16 protein-coding genes are annotated in these 13,687 nt (G+C 61.9%); 11 read left to right on the top strand and 5 right to left on the bottom strand.

The annotated features are described in order from the left end of the window. Positions 1 to 242: 242 nt before the first annotated feature. Positions 243 to 800, top strand: coding sequence for a dihydrofolate reductase family protein (locus AB4Y71_RS13520; RefSeq protein ID WP_441721029.1), 558 nt, complete (start codon positions 243 to 245; stop codon positions 798 to 800). A 58-nt stretch (positions 801 to 858) separates the two neighbouring features. Here AB4Y71_RS13520 and AB4Y71_RS13515 read toward each other — a convergent pair whose 3' ends face one another. Together AB4Y71_RS13515 and AB4Y71_RS13510 are read right to left on the bottom strand one after the other, a co-directional pair. After that, positions 859 to 2,346: a mannitol dehydrogenase family protein gene (locus tag AB4Y71_RS13515; protein ID WP_441721026.1), complete on the bottom strand. Its 1,488-nt coding sequence runs from the start codon at positions 2,344 to 2,346 to the stop codon at positions 859 to 861. 37 nt (positions 2,347 to 2,383) lie between these two features. Beyond that, the gene (locus AB4Y71_RS13510) at positions 2,384 to 3,709 is read right to left on the bottom strand and encodes an MFS transporter (RefSeq protein WP_195181671.1); all 1,326 of its coding nucleotides are present in this window, start codon (positions 3,707 to 3,709) and stop codon (positions 2,384 to 2,386) included. A gap of 140 nt (positions 3,710 to 3,849) precedes the next feature. On the opposite strand from AB4Y71_RS13510, the gene AB4Y71_RS13505 reads away from it, so the two are divergent. From AB4Y71_RS13505 to AB4Y71_RS13470, 8 genes are read left to right on the top strand one after another with little or no spacing between them, the layout of a single operon-like run. Next, positions 3,850 to 4,686 (top strand): DeoR/GlpR family DNA-binding transcription regulator, encoded by an 837-nt coding sequence (locus AB4Y71_RS13505; protein WP_441721022.1) that lies wholly within the window; start codon positions 3,850 to 3,852, stop codon positions 4,684 to 4,686. Then, the gene (gene xylB, locus AB4Y71_RS13500) at positions 4,683 to 6,071 is read left to right on the top strand and encodes a xylulokinase (RefSeq protein WP_013347561.1); all 1,389 of its coding nucleotides are present in this window, start codon (positions 4,683 to 4,685) and stop codon (positions 6,069 to 6,071) included. The genes AB4Y71_RS13505 and xylB overlap by 4 nt, the downstream gene beginning before the upstream one ends. A 26-nt stretch (positions 6,072 to 6,097) precedes the next feature. Further along, positions 6,098 to 6,967 (top strand): glycerophosphodiester phosphodiesterase, encoded by an 870-nt coding sequence (locus tag AB4Y71_RS13495; RefSeq protein WP_134781249.1) that lies wholly within the window; start codon positions 6,098 to 6,100, stop codon positions 6,965 to 6,967. A 5-nt stretch (positions 6,968 to 6,972) separates the two neighbouring features. Next, positions 6,973 to 7,659 carry a hypothetical protein gene (locus tag AB4Y71_RS13490; protein ID WP_441721020.1) on the top strand — a complete coding sequence of 229 codons (687 nt, stop codon included), beginning with the start codon at positions 6,973 to 6,975 and terminating at the stop codon, positions 7,657 to 7,659. Further along, positions 7,640 to 8,371, top strand: a complete 732-nt coding sequence (locus AB4Y71_RS13485) for an AzlC family ABC transporter permease (protein ID WP_223261639.1) — start codon at positions 7,640 to 7,642, stop codon at positions 8,369 to 8,371. The genes AB4Y71_RS13490 and AB4Y71_RS13485 overlap by 20 nt, the downstream gene beginning before the upstream one ends. Next, positions 8,368 to 8,685 carry an AzlD domain-containing protein gene (locus tag AB4Y71_RS13480; protein ID WP_441721017.1) on the top strand — a complete coding sequence of 106 codons (318 nt, stop codon included), beginning with the start codon at positions 8,368 to 8,370 and terminating at the stop codon, positions 8,683 to 8,685. Before AB4Y71_RS13485 ends, AB4Y71_RS13480 begins: the two co-directional genes overlap by 4 nt. 52 nt (positions 8,686 to 8,737) lie before the next feature. Further along, positions 8,738 to 9,058, top strand: coding sequence for a thiamine-binding protein (locus tag AB4Y71_RS13475; protein ID WP_102598733.1), 321 nt, complete (start codon positions 8,738 to 8,740; stop codon positions 9,056 to 9,058). Continuing rightward, positions 9,055 to 9,744 carry an O-methyltransferase gene (locus tag AB4Y71_RS13470; RefSeq protein WP_441721014.1) on the top strand — a complete coding sequence of 230 codons (690 nt, stop codon included), beginning with the start codon at positions 9,055 to 9,057 and terminating at the stop codon, positions 9,742 to 9,744. Before AB4Y71_RS13475 ends, AB4Y71_RS13470 begins: the two co-directional genes overlap by 4 nt. Positions 9,745 to 9,748: 4 nt before the next feature. On the opposite strand, the gene AB4Y71_RS13465 is transcribed toward AB4Y71_RS13470, so the two are convergent. After that, on the bottom strand, positions 9,749 to 10,129 hold the full coding sequence (locus AB4Y71_RS13465) for a hypothetical protein (protein ID WP_134781245.1): 381 nt from the start codon (positions 10,127 to 10,129) through the stop codon (positions 9,749 to 9,751). Between the two features lie 150 nt (positions 10,130 to 10,279). On the opposite strand from AB4Y71_RS13465, the gene AB4Y71_RS13460 reads away from it, so the two are divergent. Further along, on the top strand, positions 10,280 to 10,786 hold the full coding sequence (locus AB4Y71_RS13460) for a GNAT family N-acetyltransferase (protein WP_134781244.1): 507 nt from the start codon (positions 10,280 to 10,282) through the stop codon (positions 10,784 to 10,786). 16 nt (positions 10,787 to 10,802) lie between these two features. Continuing rightward, the gene (locus AB4Y71_RS13455; protein WP_134781243.1) at positions 10,803 to 11,606 is read left to right on the top strand and encodes a spermidine synthase; all 804 of its coding nucleotides are present in this window, start codon (positions 10,803 to 10,805) and stop codon (positions 11,604 to 11,606) included. Here the strand turns inward: AB4Y71_RS13455 and AB4Y71_RS13450 are convergent. Both AB4Y71_RS13450 and AB4Y71_RS13445 read right to left on the bottom strand, forming a co-directional pair. Further along, positions 11,603 to 12,112, bottom strand: coding sequence for a DUF2087 domain-containing protein (locus tag AB4Y71_RS13450; protein WP_441721010.1), 510 nt, complete (start codon positions 12,110 to 12,112; stop codon positions 11,603 to 11,605). The genes AB4Y71_RS13455 and AB4Y71_RS13450 overlap by 4 nt on opposite strands. 90 nt (positions 12,113 to 12,202) lie before the next feature. Further along, positions 12,203 to 13,654 (bottom strand): NCS2 family permease, encoded by a 1,452-nt coding sequence (locus tag AB4Y71_RS13445; RefSeq protein ID WP_441721007.1) that lies wholly within the window; start codon positions 13,652 to 13,654, stop codon positions 12,203 to 12,205. Between the last annotated feature and the right edge of the window lie 33 nt (positions 13,655 to 13,687).

Raw genomic sequence — 13,687 nt, 5'->3', positions numbered from 1 at the left:
GGACTTAACTTGAGATGAATGGTTTGAGGCCCTGGAACACTTATTGTGTTCCAGGGCCTCACCTGTTTAACCCGCAAAACAGGTTGCTGGGATGGCTTGCTGGTTAGTGGGGGTTGGGCTGGTGCCCGGCCCCCTTTTCCTGTTTAAGGGAGCAATAACTAGCTGGGTGTCCCTTGACGCTGGAGTTGTGGCGGCTCTAGAGTCGACCCACGCACTGGTCGTTGGCCGAGGAGAATCCACATATGGAGCATCTAACCTTCGCTATCAATGTCACCCTTGATGGCTGTATTGATCATAGAGTGGGGATCGCTGACGATGAGACTCACGAGTACTTCACCGGCTTGATGGACGAGCATGGAGCAATGCTGTGGGGCCGGACTACCTACGAAATGATGGAAGAGTACTGGCCGCTGGTGGCCAGCGGAGAAGTCGAGGCGCCCCAGGCGCTGCTCGATTGGGCACTGAAGTTGCAGGACAAGTCCAAATATGTGGTTTCCGCTCAGCGCGCCGACTTTCCGTGGAATAACAGCCACTATCTCATTGGCAACCTGCGCACGTCGGTTCAAGAGCTGATAGAGCGTGTGCCGGACGGCGTGCTTTTGAGCAGCGGCCAGCTGGCAACAGCATTGGACCAGCTGGGACTGATCGACGAGTACCGCTTTCTGGTTCACCCGATCATTGCCGGGCATGGTCCGCGGCTGTACGATGCGGGGTTGCCTGCTTCGCGCCGACTGGAGGTGAGGGAAACAATGAGCCTGGGCAATGGTGTTATTGCCGCCCACTATCGCCGCGCGCAATAAAGCCGGTCCGCTCGTGCAATGAGGTCACGAGCAGGCCGGCTTTGGCGCAGGTTTTTGATTAGCGGGTGGTGGCTTTCTGGCCCATGAGCTCAGCCAGGGTCGCAAGGGATCCGTGCTCATGCAGGGATTCCAAGGTCTTCAGGTACGGGGCGGTGAAACGCTCATCATCAACCACGTCCCCAAAGAGGTCGCGCTGGCGCAGGAATGCCAACGGGTCGTCGCTGTGATTGGACGCGGCAGCATGCACTTCCTCGGCCAGCCTGTCGACGATGGCGATTGCTTCGCCGGATTCATCGGTGCCCTCGGCATAACGCGCCCAGCTGGCCACGATGGCGGCCGATAAGGTGACGTCCCGATCGGCGGCGAGATTCTCGCGGACCACGGGCATGAGCCACTTGGGGATGCGGTCCGAGGAATCAGCGCACAGCCGTGCCACGGTGTCGGCCACATATTCATTGCTGTAGCGCTCGATGAGCTTGTGCTGGTACGCGTCCAGATCCACGCCGGGCAGCTCGCGCAGGGTCGGTTCGGCCTCGTTTTTCATGTAGCTCAACAAGAAATCGGCGAACAGGGCATTGCGCGCCACATCATGCACCGCACGGTAGCCGGCCAGGTGGCCGAAGTAGCACAGGCCCTGGTGGGTGGCGTTTAGCAGGCGCAGCTTCATCAGTTCATAGGGCACCACGTCATCGACCAGCTGCACTCCGGCTTCCTCGTAGGGCGGGCGGCCGGCCACGAACTTGTCCTCCAGAACCCACTGCTCGAAGTCCTCGCAGACCACGGGCCATCCATCCTCGATGCCGTAGCGCTCGGCGACATCGGCGCGGTCTGCATCCGTGGTGACCGGGGTAATGCGATCCACCATGGAGTTCGGGAAGGATACGTTCTCCTGCACCCAGTCGCCGAACTCGGGGTCCAGCGCCGTGGCGAAGGCGCCGAACATCTTGTGCGCCACCTCGCCGTTGCCCTGGATGTTGTCGCAGCTCATGACGGTGAAGGGGGCGATGCCGCGTTCGCGGCGCAGCCTCAGCCCGGCGCTGATCAGGCCGAAGGTGGTGCGCGGGGCCCGCGGGTTGGCAAGGTCTGCGGCGATGGCCTGGTTGCCCAGGTCGAATTCGCCGGTGACCGGGTGCACGTTGTAACCGCCCTCGGTGACCGTGAGCGAGACAATGCGGATCGCCGGGTCCGCCAGTTGCTCAATGGCGGCGTCCAGATCGTCGGGTGCGTAGAGGAAGCCGAGGATCGAGCCGATCACCTCGACTTCACGGGAGCCATCGGGGTTTTTCACCACGAGGGTGTAGAGCCCATCGCTGGCCGACAGCACATCGCGCATGCGCTGATCGGATTCCATCACGCCCATGCCGATAATTCCCCAGTCCAGGGCCTTGCCCTGATTCATCAGCCGATTCAGGTACATGGCCTGGTGGGCCCGGTGGAAACCGCCGACGCCGAAGTGCACAATGCCGGCGGTGGCCTTGTTGCGGTCGTACTGCGGGGTGCCCACCTGCGGATCAAGCTGGGTCAGGGTGCGGTTGTTCAGTTTCATGGTTGATTGCTCCTTGGTCGGCAAGTTCGAGGGTGGATCAGTGTGCTGCGATGGTGGCGGGCTGCTGCACGCCGTGGAAGCCGGGCTGGGTGCCGCGCAGAGCGTGGGACATGATTGCCGCAACCAGGTAGAGCGCCGCGAAGAGGAAGACCATGCCCGAGGCCCCGAGGACGTTGTAGAGCAGGGCCACCAGCAGCGGACCGGCGAAGACGGCGGCGCCAATGCCCAGGTTGTAGGAGGCCATGGCAGCTCCGGGGTGCTCGGGTGCCAAGGAGACGGCGATGGCCGAAAGCGGAACGAAGCCTGCCAGGCCGATGCCGAAGACCGCACCGATAACCAGGGTCAGGGCATAGGCGAAGGAATAGCCGTGATCGACGGCCCAGGCAGGCACGAGGTAGAGCGCTGCCATGGAGATCGCGCAGAGCACCGCGCCAAACCAGACCACCACCTTGGACCAGCCCAACTTGTCGCCCAGCGCACCGAAGAACAGGTTGAACGGGATGTTCACCGCGTAGATCACCGTGGTCAGGATCAGGAACTGGCCGACGCTCCAGCCGAATCGGTCCACGAACAGTGCCGGGAAGAAGATGGCCATCCCGTAGGTGGGGACGGAGTTGATAGTTCGGGTGAGCATCACCAGCAGCGCCTTGCGATTGCTCGCCAGCAGGCGCAGCCCAAAGCTCATGGTCTTGAAGACTTCTTCCGGGTTGCTGACCAAGGCGGCGCGTCCGGTTTTTTCCTTCACGCCAATCAGCGCGATTGCCGCGCCGATCACAACCAGCGCCAGGGAGACCCAGAGGGTCTGGTAGTAGCTCAGGGAGAAGATTTCCAGGCTGGCGCTGGCGGTCAGCGCGCCGAGGGTAGGAAGCCCGGAGCTGAAGGCCACATAGAACCAGCCGATGGCCACGGCCAGGCGCTTGGCATTGGCGGTGGCTGAAATCCAGACCAGGAAGCCGTAGGCGAAGAAGGGGTAGCCGAAGCCGCGAAGCCCGTAGGCGATGAAGATCAGCGGCATGCTCGAGCTGTGCAGGGCGACACCCAGGAAGAGCAGCTCGAAGACCACCCAGATGCCTGCGCCGATGAACATGACCTTGCGCGGGCCCCAGAGGTCGGAGAGCGAGGCGGAGAGGAAAGCGGCGATGGCCACGGCCACGCCGTAAATGGTGACCAGGGTTCCGGCCAGCGGAATGGAGAAGCCATGTTCGCCAGTCAGGTAGGGGGCGAGGATGTTCGTTTCCACGCCGTCGCCGATCATGAAGATCATCAGGCCCACGAAGCCCCAGAGCAGCGGGCGAGGCAGCCCGAGCTTATCGAGGATCGAGGTGCTCGTGCTCGGTGGTGCAGGCAATGGGTGGGAATTCATGGCGCTCCTTTGCGACGGCCTTGCAGGTGCGATCGATTGAACTAATCTAACACCAAAACAACAAACTCAACAGATTTTTTGTTAAAAACTTGAAAAAATGATGTTTTGCAAGTGCGGGTGCAGCATCTATCATCGAAGTTGTGGCATATAACGAATCTGATGTTAAAAACGATGCTCCCGATGCAGTCCAGGGGCTGCCTCCGGAGACCCGCCGCGAGGAAATCACCGGGCATGTGAACAAGTCCCACAGCTGCCGGGTGGAAGAGCTGGCCGAGATCTTCGGGGTTAGTGCCATGACCATCCACCGCGACCTGGAACAGCTGGCCAAGGAGGGCCGGGTGGAGCGGATCCGCGGAGGAGCCCGGGCCATCACCGCCCGGCTCGCCGAACGCGATGTGCGCCTGCGCCGGCACCTGAACGCCGAGGTCAAGCGCCAGCTCGCGGCCACCGCGGCGCAGCTGATCGAACGCAACTCGGTGATCGCACTGGATGACTCCACCACCATCGGGGCGCTGGGCAGCTATTTGGAAGAGCGCGAACCGTCCACCGTGATTACCCACTCGCTGGCGCTGATGGGCGCGGTTTCCGCGATGGCGCATATCGACATGGTCGGCCTGGGCGGACAGTACTATGCCGAAACCGATTCCTTCCTCGGCTCGATCGTGGTTGAGCAAGCCCAGCGGCTGATGGCCGACGCCGTTTTCGTGTCCACCACGGCCATCAAGAACCAGGCCCTGCTGCACCCGGATGCCGAAGCGGCGCGCACCAAGCGCAGCCTGCTGCAAATGGGCCGGCGCAAGATCCTGGTGATGGACTCCAGCAAATTCGAATCCGCCGGCATCTACCACGTCATGGACCTGGCCGAAATCGACGACGTGGTCATCGACGACCAGCTCGATCAGCGGCTCATGAGCGAACTGCAGGGCCTGGGCCCGCGCATCCACGTCGTCCGCACCTCCGCAAAGGAACAGCCATGAAACCCACCTACGTCCTAGGCATCGACTCTTCCACCCAATCCTGCAAGGCCCTGCTGGTCGACGCGCAGAGCGGGGAAGTGGTGGCCGAGCAACGCAGCAGCCACCTGCCGGGAACCCAGATCGATCCGCAACACTGGGTCACCGCGCTGGAAACGGCCACCACGGGACTGCTGGAGCAGGCTTCGGCGGTGTCCATCGCCGGGCAGCAGCACGGCATGGTGGCCTTGGACGAACACGGGCAGCCGGTGCGCGAGGCCATGCTGTGGAACGATACCTCCTCCGCCCAGCAAGCCAAGGAGCTGACCGAGGAGCTCGGCGGCGCGCAGGCCTGCGCCGAGAAGATCGGCAGCGTCCCGGTGGCCTCGCTGACCGTGACCAAGCTGCGCTGGCTGCGCGATCACGAGCCGGAGAACGCGTCGCGCACCACCCAGGTCCTGCTGCCCCACGACTACCTCACCTGGCACTTGGGCGGGCGCAAGGAAGCGGTGACCGATCACGGGGACGCCTCGGGCACCGGGTACTACGATCCGGCCGCGCGCCGCTTCTTGCCCGATCTCGCGGCGGACGCACTGGGGCACAGCGTGCAGCTGCCGCGGCTGGCCCAGGCCAATGAGCAGGTGGGGCGGACCTCCACCGGCGCCGTGATCGGCGCGGGCACCGGGGATAATATGGCTGCCGCGCTGGGGCTCGACCTGCAGCCCGGTGATGTCTGCATCTCCATCGGCACCTCAGGGGTGGCCTCCGCGGTGGTCGAGGACAGCGTGCATGACGGCAGCGGAATGGTGACCGGCTTTGTCGCCGCCAACGGCAAATTCCTGCCGCTGGCCTGCACCCTGAACGGGGCGCCGGTCCTGGACTTCGGCGCACGCATGCTCGGGGTCGGGAAGCAGGAATTCTCCGACCTGGCGCTGGCTGCCGAGCCAGGTTCCGGCGGTGTCGTGCTGCTGCCGTACCTCGGCGGGGAACGCACCCCCAACCGGCCCGAAGCCACCGGCCTGTTGCAGGGGCTGCGCGGCACCACCACCCGCGAGCAGATCGCCCGCGCTTATGTGGAAGGGCTGCTGTGCTCCATGAAGGATGCGGTCGCGGCGCTGGAAGCGAGCACCAAGGTGGCCACGAAGCGGATCCTGCTGATCGGCGGCGGCGCCCAGGCCGAGGCGGTCCGGGTCATCGCCCCGCAAATTTTCGGGGTGGCCGTGGACGTGCCCAGGACTGCGGAATACGTGGCGCTGGGAGCCGCCCGGCAAGCGGCCTGGGCACTGGGCGGCCAGGAGCAACCGCCGGTCTGGGATATCGCCGAGTCAACCCGCTACCAGGCCCGGCCCCGGCCGGAAATCTATGCCGGCTACGCGAAGCTGCGCGATGCCACCGAAGGCTGGAATTAGGGCCGATATCGCGTAGCGTAGGAACCATGGATACGCTCTTTTTCGCCCACCGCGGCAGTTCGCACAAATACTCGGAGAATACCCGGGCCGCCTACCTGCAGGCCATTGACGAGGGCGCGGACGGAATAGAGTGCGATGTCCACCTAAGCAAAGACGGACTAGTCGTTTGCCATCATGATCCCACCGTCGACCGCACCTCTGATTCCACCGGGCTTGTTGCCGAATATACCCTGGCCGAGTTGAAAGCCATGGACTTCACTGGAGTTGTCCCAAGCGTGCTCCCAGCCGGGTACGGTGCGGAAAACGAGCAGCTGCTCAGTTTGGATGAACTCTTCGAGCTAATCGAAGCTCACGGCAAACCAGTAGGCCTGGCGATCGAGATCAAGCACCCAAGCCCATACGGACACCTGCTCGAGAAGACAGTGCTCCAGGTTCTGGCTGCGCACGGCTTCGACCCGCAAACCGGTACGGCAGGATCACGCGGGCAGATTTCCGTAACCCTGATGAGCTTTGAACCGAATTCACTGCGCTATCTGGCCCGTACGGTGAACACGTCGCTGCTGTGCCAGCTGATGACCGAGATCCATCCCGAACGTGTCCAGCAGCTTATCGATTCAGGAGACCTCGTACGAGCAGGGGTTTACGAAGTGCTGTACCGTTCGGTGGCTGAGGGAATCGAACTGATCAATGCCGGGGGAGCAGGCATCATAGGCTGCGGTGTCGCATGGACCCGCGCCAATGAGCATTTGGTGCGACGCTGGCTGGAGCAAGGATTGAAGGCCCGAGTGTGGACGATAGACCGTCCCGCCGACGCACAATTCCTGGTGGGGCTGGGCGTTGGGGAATTGACCAGCAACCGCCCGGCAGAACTACGCAAAGAACTGGAGCAAGGCTAGAGACCATGAACGATCACGCGATCGAACAGGACAACTTGTACCTGCAAGACACCTACGTTTTCACCACCCGTGCCACCGTCATTGCGACAGGCAGCAGCGAAGATGGCCAGTGGATTGCGCTGAGCCCCAACATCTTCCATCCTCGGGGCGGTGGCCAGCCCGAAGACTCCGGTACCGTGGACGGGCAACCGGTGGCAGTCCAGCGTGACGAAGCTGGGCTGGTGGTCTTGTACGGTGCAGACACCAAGGCCGTGGGTGAAGAAGTCACCGCGGAAATTGACGCCGCATTGAGGCTTTCACACGCCGCGTTGCACACCGCTGGGCATGTACTGGGCTTCGCCGGCGAAGACCGCGGCTGGCAGCATAAGGGCCATTCGCACTTCCCTGGCCAGTCGCGCTTGGACTTCGACCCGGCCAGCGTTGATCTGCCTCTGGGCGATGAGCACGAGCGTGCCGCTGCACGAGAATGGATCCAAGCGCGCGTCAACGAACTCATTGCCGGCGGCGGAGAAATTGCCACCACCACCGATGAGCAGGGGATTCGAACCGTAAGCATCGCCGGGGTGAATGCCGAGCCGTGCGGCGGTACCCACGTGAAGCACCTGAACCAGCTGCGGCAGGTAGAAATCGGTGAGGCCAAGGTCAAGCGCGGGGTCTACAAGGTCAGGTACGATGCCCACCACGTCGGCTAGCAGGTTCACCCCGGCGACCAAGATGGGCCTGTCCATCGCGTTCGCCACGGGACTGTACGGCATTTCCTTTGGCGCGTTGTCGATCGCTGCAGGGCTGAATTTGTGGCAGACCGTCGCATTGAGTGCGCTGATGTTCACCGGCGGCTCGCAGTTCGCCTTTATTGGCGTGATCTCTGGGGCCGGTGCGCCTTCGGCAGCATTCTCGGCCGCTTCGCTGTTGGGAATCCGCAATGCGGTGTACGGCATGCAGATCAAGCAAACACTGCGCCCTTTGGGCAGGCATGTGCCATGGATGGCCCAAGTGACCATCGATGAATCTACCGCAGTTAGCCTGGGGCAATCGGATCCTGCTGAAAAGCGTCGTGGATTCTTCACTGCCGGGGTGGGTGTCTACGTCTTATGGAATCTCTTCACCCTTGTGGGTGCCCTGCTGGGTGAACGCATGGGGGATCCGGCAGCTTGGGGGCTGGACGGTGCCGCGGTGGCTGCCTTCATCGGCTTGCTCTGGCCGCGCTTGAAATCAGTCGAGCCGATCATGATCGCGAGTGCCGCCGCAATCCTCACCGCGCTGGCAGTACCGGTAACTTCCCCGGGCTTGCCGATTCTGCTTACTGCAGGGTGTGCAGCAATCTATGCGGTCGCCACCGGCAGGCGTGCGCCAGCCGCAACCGAGCATGGCGATTTGGAAAGCGTTGAAGAGGAGCGAGCATGAGCGAATTGAGCTGGTGGATTCTGGCTGCATGCCTCACCGCCTATGCGGTCAAGCTCTGTGGCTATTTCGTTCCGCACAAGGTTTTGGATTCTCCGACGATGTCCAATGTCGCCGCGACGCTGACCATCGCGTTGCTGGCCTCGCTGGTGACGGTTAATGCTTTCACTTCGGGGCAGGAACTTGTTATCGATGCCCGAATCGGTGCTCTTGCGGCCGCTATTTTAGCACTTTCCTTCAAGGCTCCCTACCTCGTCGTGGTGGTCACCGGTGCTTTGGCCGCGATCTTATTGCGGGCAACCGGCCTGGCTGCTTAATTATTGGCTGAAGGCAGATGACAAGCCTGAGGAGCAGTGAGACAGTGGAAGCATGATTGTAGCTTTCAGCGTAGCCCCGAGTAATGACAACCCCAATGGTTCGGTCCACGATGCTGTGGCCGAAGCGGTGAAAGTCGTCCGCGATTCAGGGCTTCCCAACCGCACCAGTTCCATGTTTACCGAGATCGAAGGCGAATGGGATGAGGTGATGGAGGTCGTCAAGCAGGCCACGATGGCCGCTGGACGTTTTGGGTCGCGCGTTTCACTGGTGTTGAAGGCCGACATCCGCCCAGGCTACGAGGGCGAACTCGACGGGAAACTTCAGCGGCTGGAGAAGGCTATTGAAGATAGTGAGGAGAGAACGTCGTCATGATCCACCATTCAGCCGACCATCACGCGGCGGCAGTCGACGAATATTTGGAACAGCGCCTGGGACTTCGTATTGATGCCCTGGAAGCAGGGCGCGAGCATGCGCACAATGCCGGGTTGCCGCGGATTGAAGTCAGCCCGGCACAAGGCAAGTTCCTCCAGCTGCTCGTCGAGATCACCGGTGCACGTCGAGTGCTGGAAATCGGAACGCTCGGTGGCTACTCGACCAGCTGGCTGGCCAAGGGTGTTGGAGAATCCGGTACCGTGATCAGCTGCGAATTCGAACCGCTGCATGCCTCGATTGCCCGTGAGAATCTGCAGCGAGCCGGCCTTTCGGAACGTGTTGAAATCAAGCTCGGTGCAGCCCAAGGGTCCATGGAATCGTTGATTTCCAGGAAGAGCGCAGCTTTCGACCTGATCTTTATCGATGCGGATAAGCGTAATAACGTGCGCTATCTCGAACTTGCCATGGATCTGGCGCGGCCAGGCACGGTGGTGGTGCTGGATAACGTGGTGCGCAGCGGAGCAATATTGGATGCCGCGGCCGATCATGGGACGCAAGAAGCGGATGTGCGCGGAGTCCAGGATTCATTGCAGTGGTTGCGTGATGACCCGCGTGTTTCAGCTACCGCGCTGCAGACCGTAGGGGCCAAAGGCTGGGATGGGTTCGCGCTGGCACGAGTGCTGTAAGAGGCTAGCGAATCCGGTGATGGTCGTGAAGCTCGATTTCGAGTTCTTCGCTTTCCTCCGGTTTGAACGGCGGAGACTTCATGATCAGGAAGTACACGCCGAGCCCGCAAAGCACGCCTATCGGCGGGCCGACCCACAGGGCATAGTCGGTATTGCGCACTAGGCCTGCGACTACCGGACCAACGAGCATCGGGACGATGTAGTAGTAATGGTCCGGTTCAGCAGGTCCCCAGAAACGTTCGAATCTGGCCAGAATGCTGAAGCCAGCAGCTAGCAGTACACAACCGAGCAAAATTACCCAGAAGGTCGAAGAAAGGCTGATAGTTAGGGTCAGGGAACCGACTAGGCCACCGGTCAAAGCAGCGTATTTTATATTTCGGTTCAAGCCCGACCCCCTTTTCGCACAATATTTACTACCAGATAAGCAGTTTTTCAAACATTTGGAGAGTCCGCAATACTACTTTAGTAGGAGGGCAACCGGGTGCGTTGGAGGAAATTAGCCAAGGCGCTGCCGTAGGCTAGAGGTGTGCCGCAAATGAACGACTACCGAATACGACTAGCTGCCGAAGAAGACGTCCGCCCAGCGCTGCAAATGAAATTGCAAGCCTGGCGGGAAGCCTACGCGACACTACGCGATGAATCCTTTTTCGCCCACCACGAAGGCCAGCTTGATGGCCAAGTTGCTTGGTGGGAACGCGGACTGGCCTCCGGAGCGCAATTCTTCATTGCCGAAGACCGCGATGGACGCATCATCGGACTGGCCGGGGGAACACCGGCCATTGAAGAAGACCAAGATGCCGGGGTAGGCATCGAAGTGGGCATGCTCTACGTCCTAGCGGAGTACTACGGTACCGGTCTGGGCAAGCACCTGTTCGATGTGGTGATCGGCGAACAAGATGCGCTGGTCTGGGTCATGCAAGGCAACGACCGGGCCCGTTCCTTCTTTGCGAAGCAAGGTTTCACCCATGACGGAACCAGCGAAGCGCTGGTTGGCAGCTGGCAAGGCTTAATCGAAGAACGAATGGTGCGCGCACGTGGCTAGGGATACCAAGGATTCAATGCTCGGAGAATTTCCGATTGACACCGGGACCGCGATCATTGAGGCAGATGCCTATGGCGCCAGCCGCTATATCCTGAAGGTCAACGGAGTACCGTCCTCCCATGTGGATCTCGAAGACCCGAACTACCTCGACTTCGAATACATGCGCTGGATGGAACCGGTGTTCACCATCGGCATGCCAGCCGAACAGTTCGACGGACGCGCACGCAAGCTGCGGGTGCTCCATCTAGGCGGTGGCGGCTGCTCCATGGCCCGCTGGGTCGCAGCCAATTACGAGAATGCACGCCAGGTCGTGGTGGAATTGGATGCCAAGCTGGCCGAACTGGTCCGCGTGCACTTTGAAATTCCACGCGCCCCGCTGGTGCGCCTGCGCGTAGGGGATGCCGCCCAGGTCCTGCCCACGCTCAGCGATGCAAGCCGCGACGTGATCATCCGCGATGTCTTCGCCGGAAGCACCACCCCGCGCGAGCTGACCACCGTGGCCTACGCCCGTGAAGCCCAGCGCGTGCTGGATGCCGGCGGGGTGTACCTCATGAATTGCGGGGATACCGCAGATCTGGCCGGCGCCAAGGCGGAAGCCGCAACGCTGCTGGAAGTCTTCGAGCATGTGGCAATGATTGCCGACCCGCCGATGCTCAAGGGGCGCCGCTATGGCAACATCGTGTTCTTGGCCAGCGACGAACCGCCCAAGCTCGGCCCGGCATTCGAACGCAGCCTGCGCACCGCACCGCTGCCAGCGCAGCTGGTGGCCGGCGACGCAGTACGGCGCTTTGCTGTCGGTGCCACGGCGATCACCGACTAGTTCTCGCTGCCCTTCCGGTAACCCGACCCGTCAGCGGCGCGCAGCAGCAGGCTGTGGTCCACCATGTAGCGGCGCAGCAGCGCCACATCCGGGTGGAAGACCCGCAGCCGCTCATTAATTTGCTCCTCGCGCAGTTCTTCCTGCGCATCAATGACCGCATTGCGCAGGTAGACCAGCACTTCATGGCGGTCCGCTGGCTTTGCCGGCAGGGTATGCAGCCGGTGCCCGTCGAAGTAGCGGCGGATACCGGTGCGATCTGCCTTCGCAGCCGCGGCGGATGCCAAAGTCTGTTCCAGCAGCTCGTCGTTGAGCACCCAGCCGGAAGGCTCCTGGCGCAAAAGCCCGATGCTGGCCCAGCGCTCCAAGTCCTTGCGTTCGGACTTGCCAGGAGCTTCTCCGGTTCCTTCCCCGCTCAAGACCGCACCCAGAAGCCGGCGCATCGAGGGGTTCTTCAATCCTGCGGTCACCTGGATCCACTGCCCGGTGGTGTTCAGCTGCTGGTTCATACTGCCCATCCTAGCCAGTTCCTGATGGCTAAAATGAAAAACGCTCCGCCGCTGCCGAAGCAGTGGCGGAGCGTTTGACGCGTTTCGAGGCTACTTGACCCCGACCCACATTTCGATCAGGCCGATACCGAAGAACAGCACGAACGCAGCGGAAACAACCCACATCAATGGGTGGATTTCCTTGGCGCGGCCCTGGGTGGCACGGATGAAGACGTAGGAGATGAAGCCAGCACCGATGCCGTTGGCGATCGAGTAGGTGAATGGCATCAGGGTGAAGGTCAGGAAAGCCGGCAGCGCAATGCCCCAGTCATTCCAATCGATCTTGGAGACCTGGGTGATCATCATGAAACCGACAACTACCAGCGCCGGGGCGACGGCTTCGAAAGGCACCAGATAGATCAGCGGGCTGAGGAACATCGCTGCGATCATCAGCAGGCCGGTGACTACCGAGGCCAGGCCGGTACGTGCGCCCTCGCCGATGCCGGCACCGGATTCCACGAAGATCTGCGCCGAGGAGCTGGAGGTACCGCCGCCGACGATCGCACCGGCCGCGTCGACCAGCAGGACCTTGTCCACGTCGGGGATCTGGCCGTTCTCGTCCATGGAGCCGGCCTCGGAGGCCAGGCCCACCATGGTGCCCATGGCGTCGAAGAAGATCGAGAGCAGGATGACGAAGGCCAGCAGCGACGCGGCGGTGACGCCGATCTTGCTGAAGGCACCGAAGATGCTGACCTGGCCGATCAGCGACAGGTCAGGTAGGGTCCAGTCCGGCATGGAAGGAACCACCAGCGACCAGGAGCGGGACTCGAATTCGCCGATGTGGAAGACGGATTCGAGGATGTTGGCCAGTACGGCCGAGACGACGATGCCGATCAGGATCGCGCCCTTGGTCTTGCGGACCACCAGGGTCATGGTCAGCAGCAGGCCGACGATGAAGACCAGGATCGGCCAGCCGAGCAGCTCGCCGTCAAAGCCCAGTCCCACCGGTACGGTGGTGTTTGCGGCATCCGGAAGGCGCTGCACGAAGCCGGCGTTGACCAGGCCGATGAGCGCAATGAACATGCCGATACCCACCACGATCGCGGTTTTCAGCCCGGCCGGAACCGCATTGAAGACCGCGGTTCTGAAGCCGGTGAGCACCAGTCCGAACATGACCACGCCGGCGATGAGCACCAGACCCATGACATCAGCCCAGGTGAGTTCGGGGTTGGTGGCCACGGTGATCGCGACGAAGGCGTTCACGCCCAGGCCGGTGGCCATGGCAAACGGGTGGCGGGCCCAGATGCCCATGATGATGGTTAGGATGCCGGCCACAAAGGCCGTGACAGCGGCAACGCGCTGGATGCCCAACTCGCCGCCCGAGGAGTCGGCCCCGGAAAGGACCAGGGGGTTGAGGACGACGATGTAGCTCATCGCGAAGAACGTGGCGATGCCGCCGCGGACTTCGGTGGAGAACGTTGAACGCCGTTCCGAAATCTTGAAGTATCGGTCGATGCGTGCGCCCATAGTAGTCCCGGACGCGGTCTTTGTGGAGGAGGACATGGGAAAATTCTATGTCGTTTCAGTTGCCGATTC

The sequence above is a fragment of the Glutamicibacter sp. MCAF14 genome, assembly GCF_052114325.1.
In the GTDB taxonomy this organism is placed as follows: domain Bacteria; phylum Actinomycetota; class Actinomycetes; order Actinomycetales; family Micrococcaceae; genus Glutamicibacter; species Glutamicibacter arilaitensis.
This window is presented reverse-complemented; position numbering and strand designations above follow the sequence as displayed.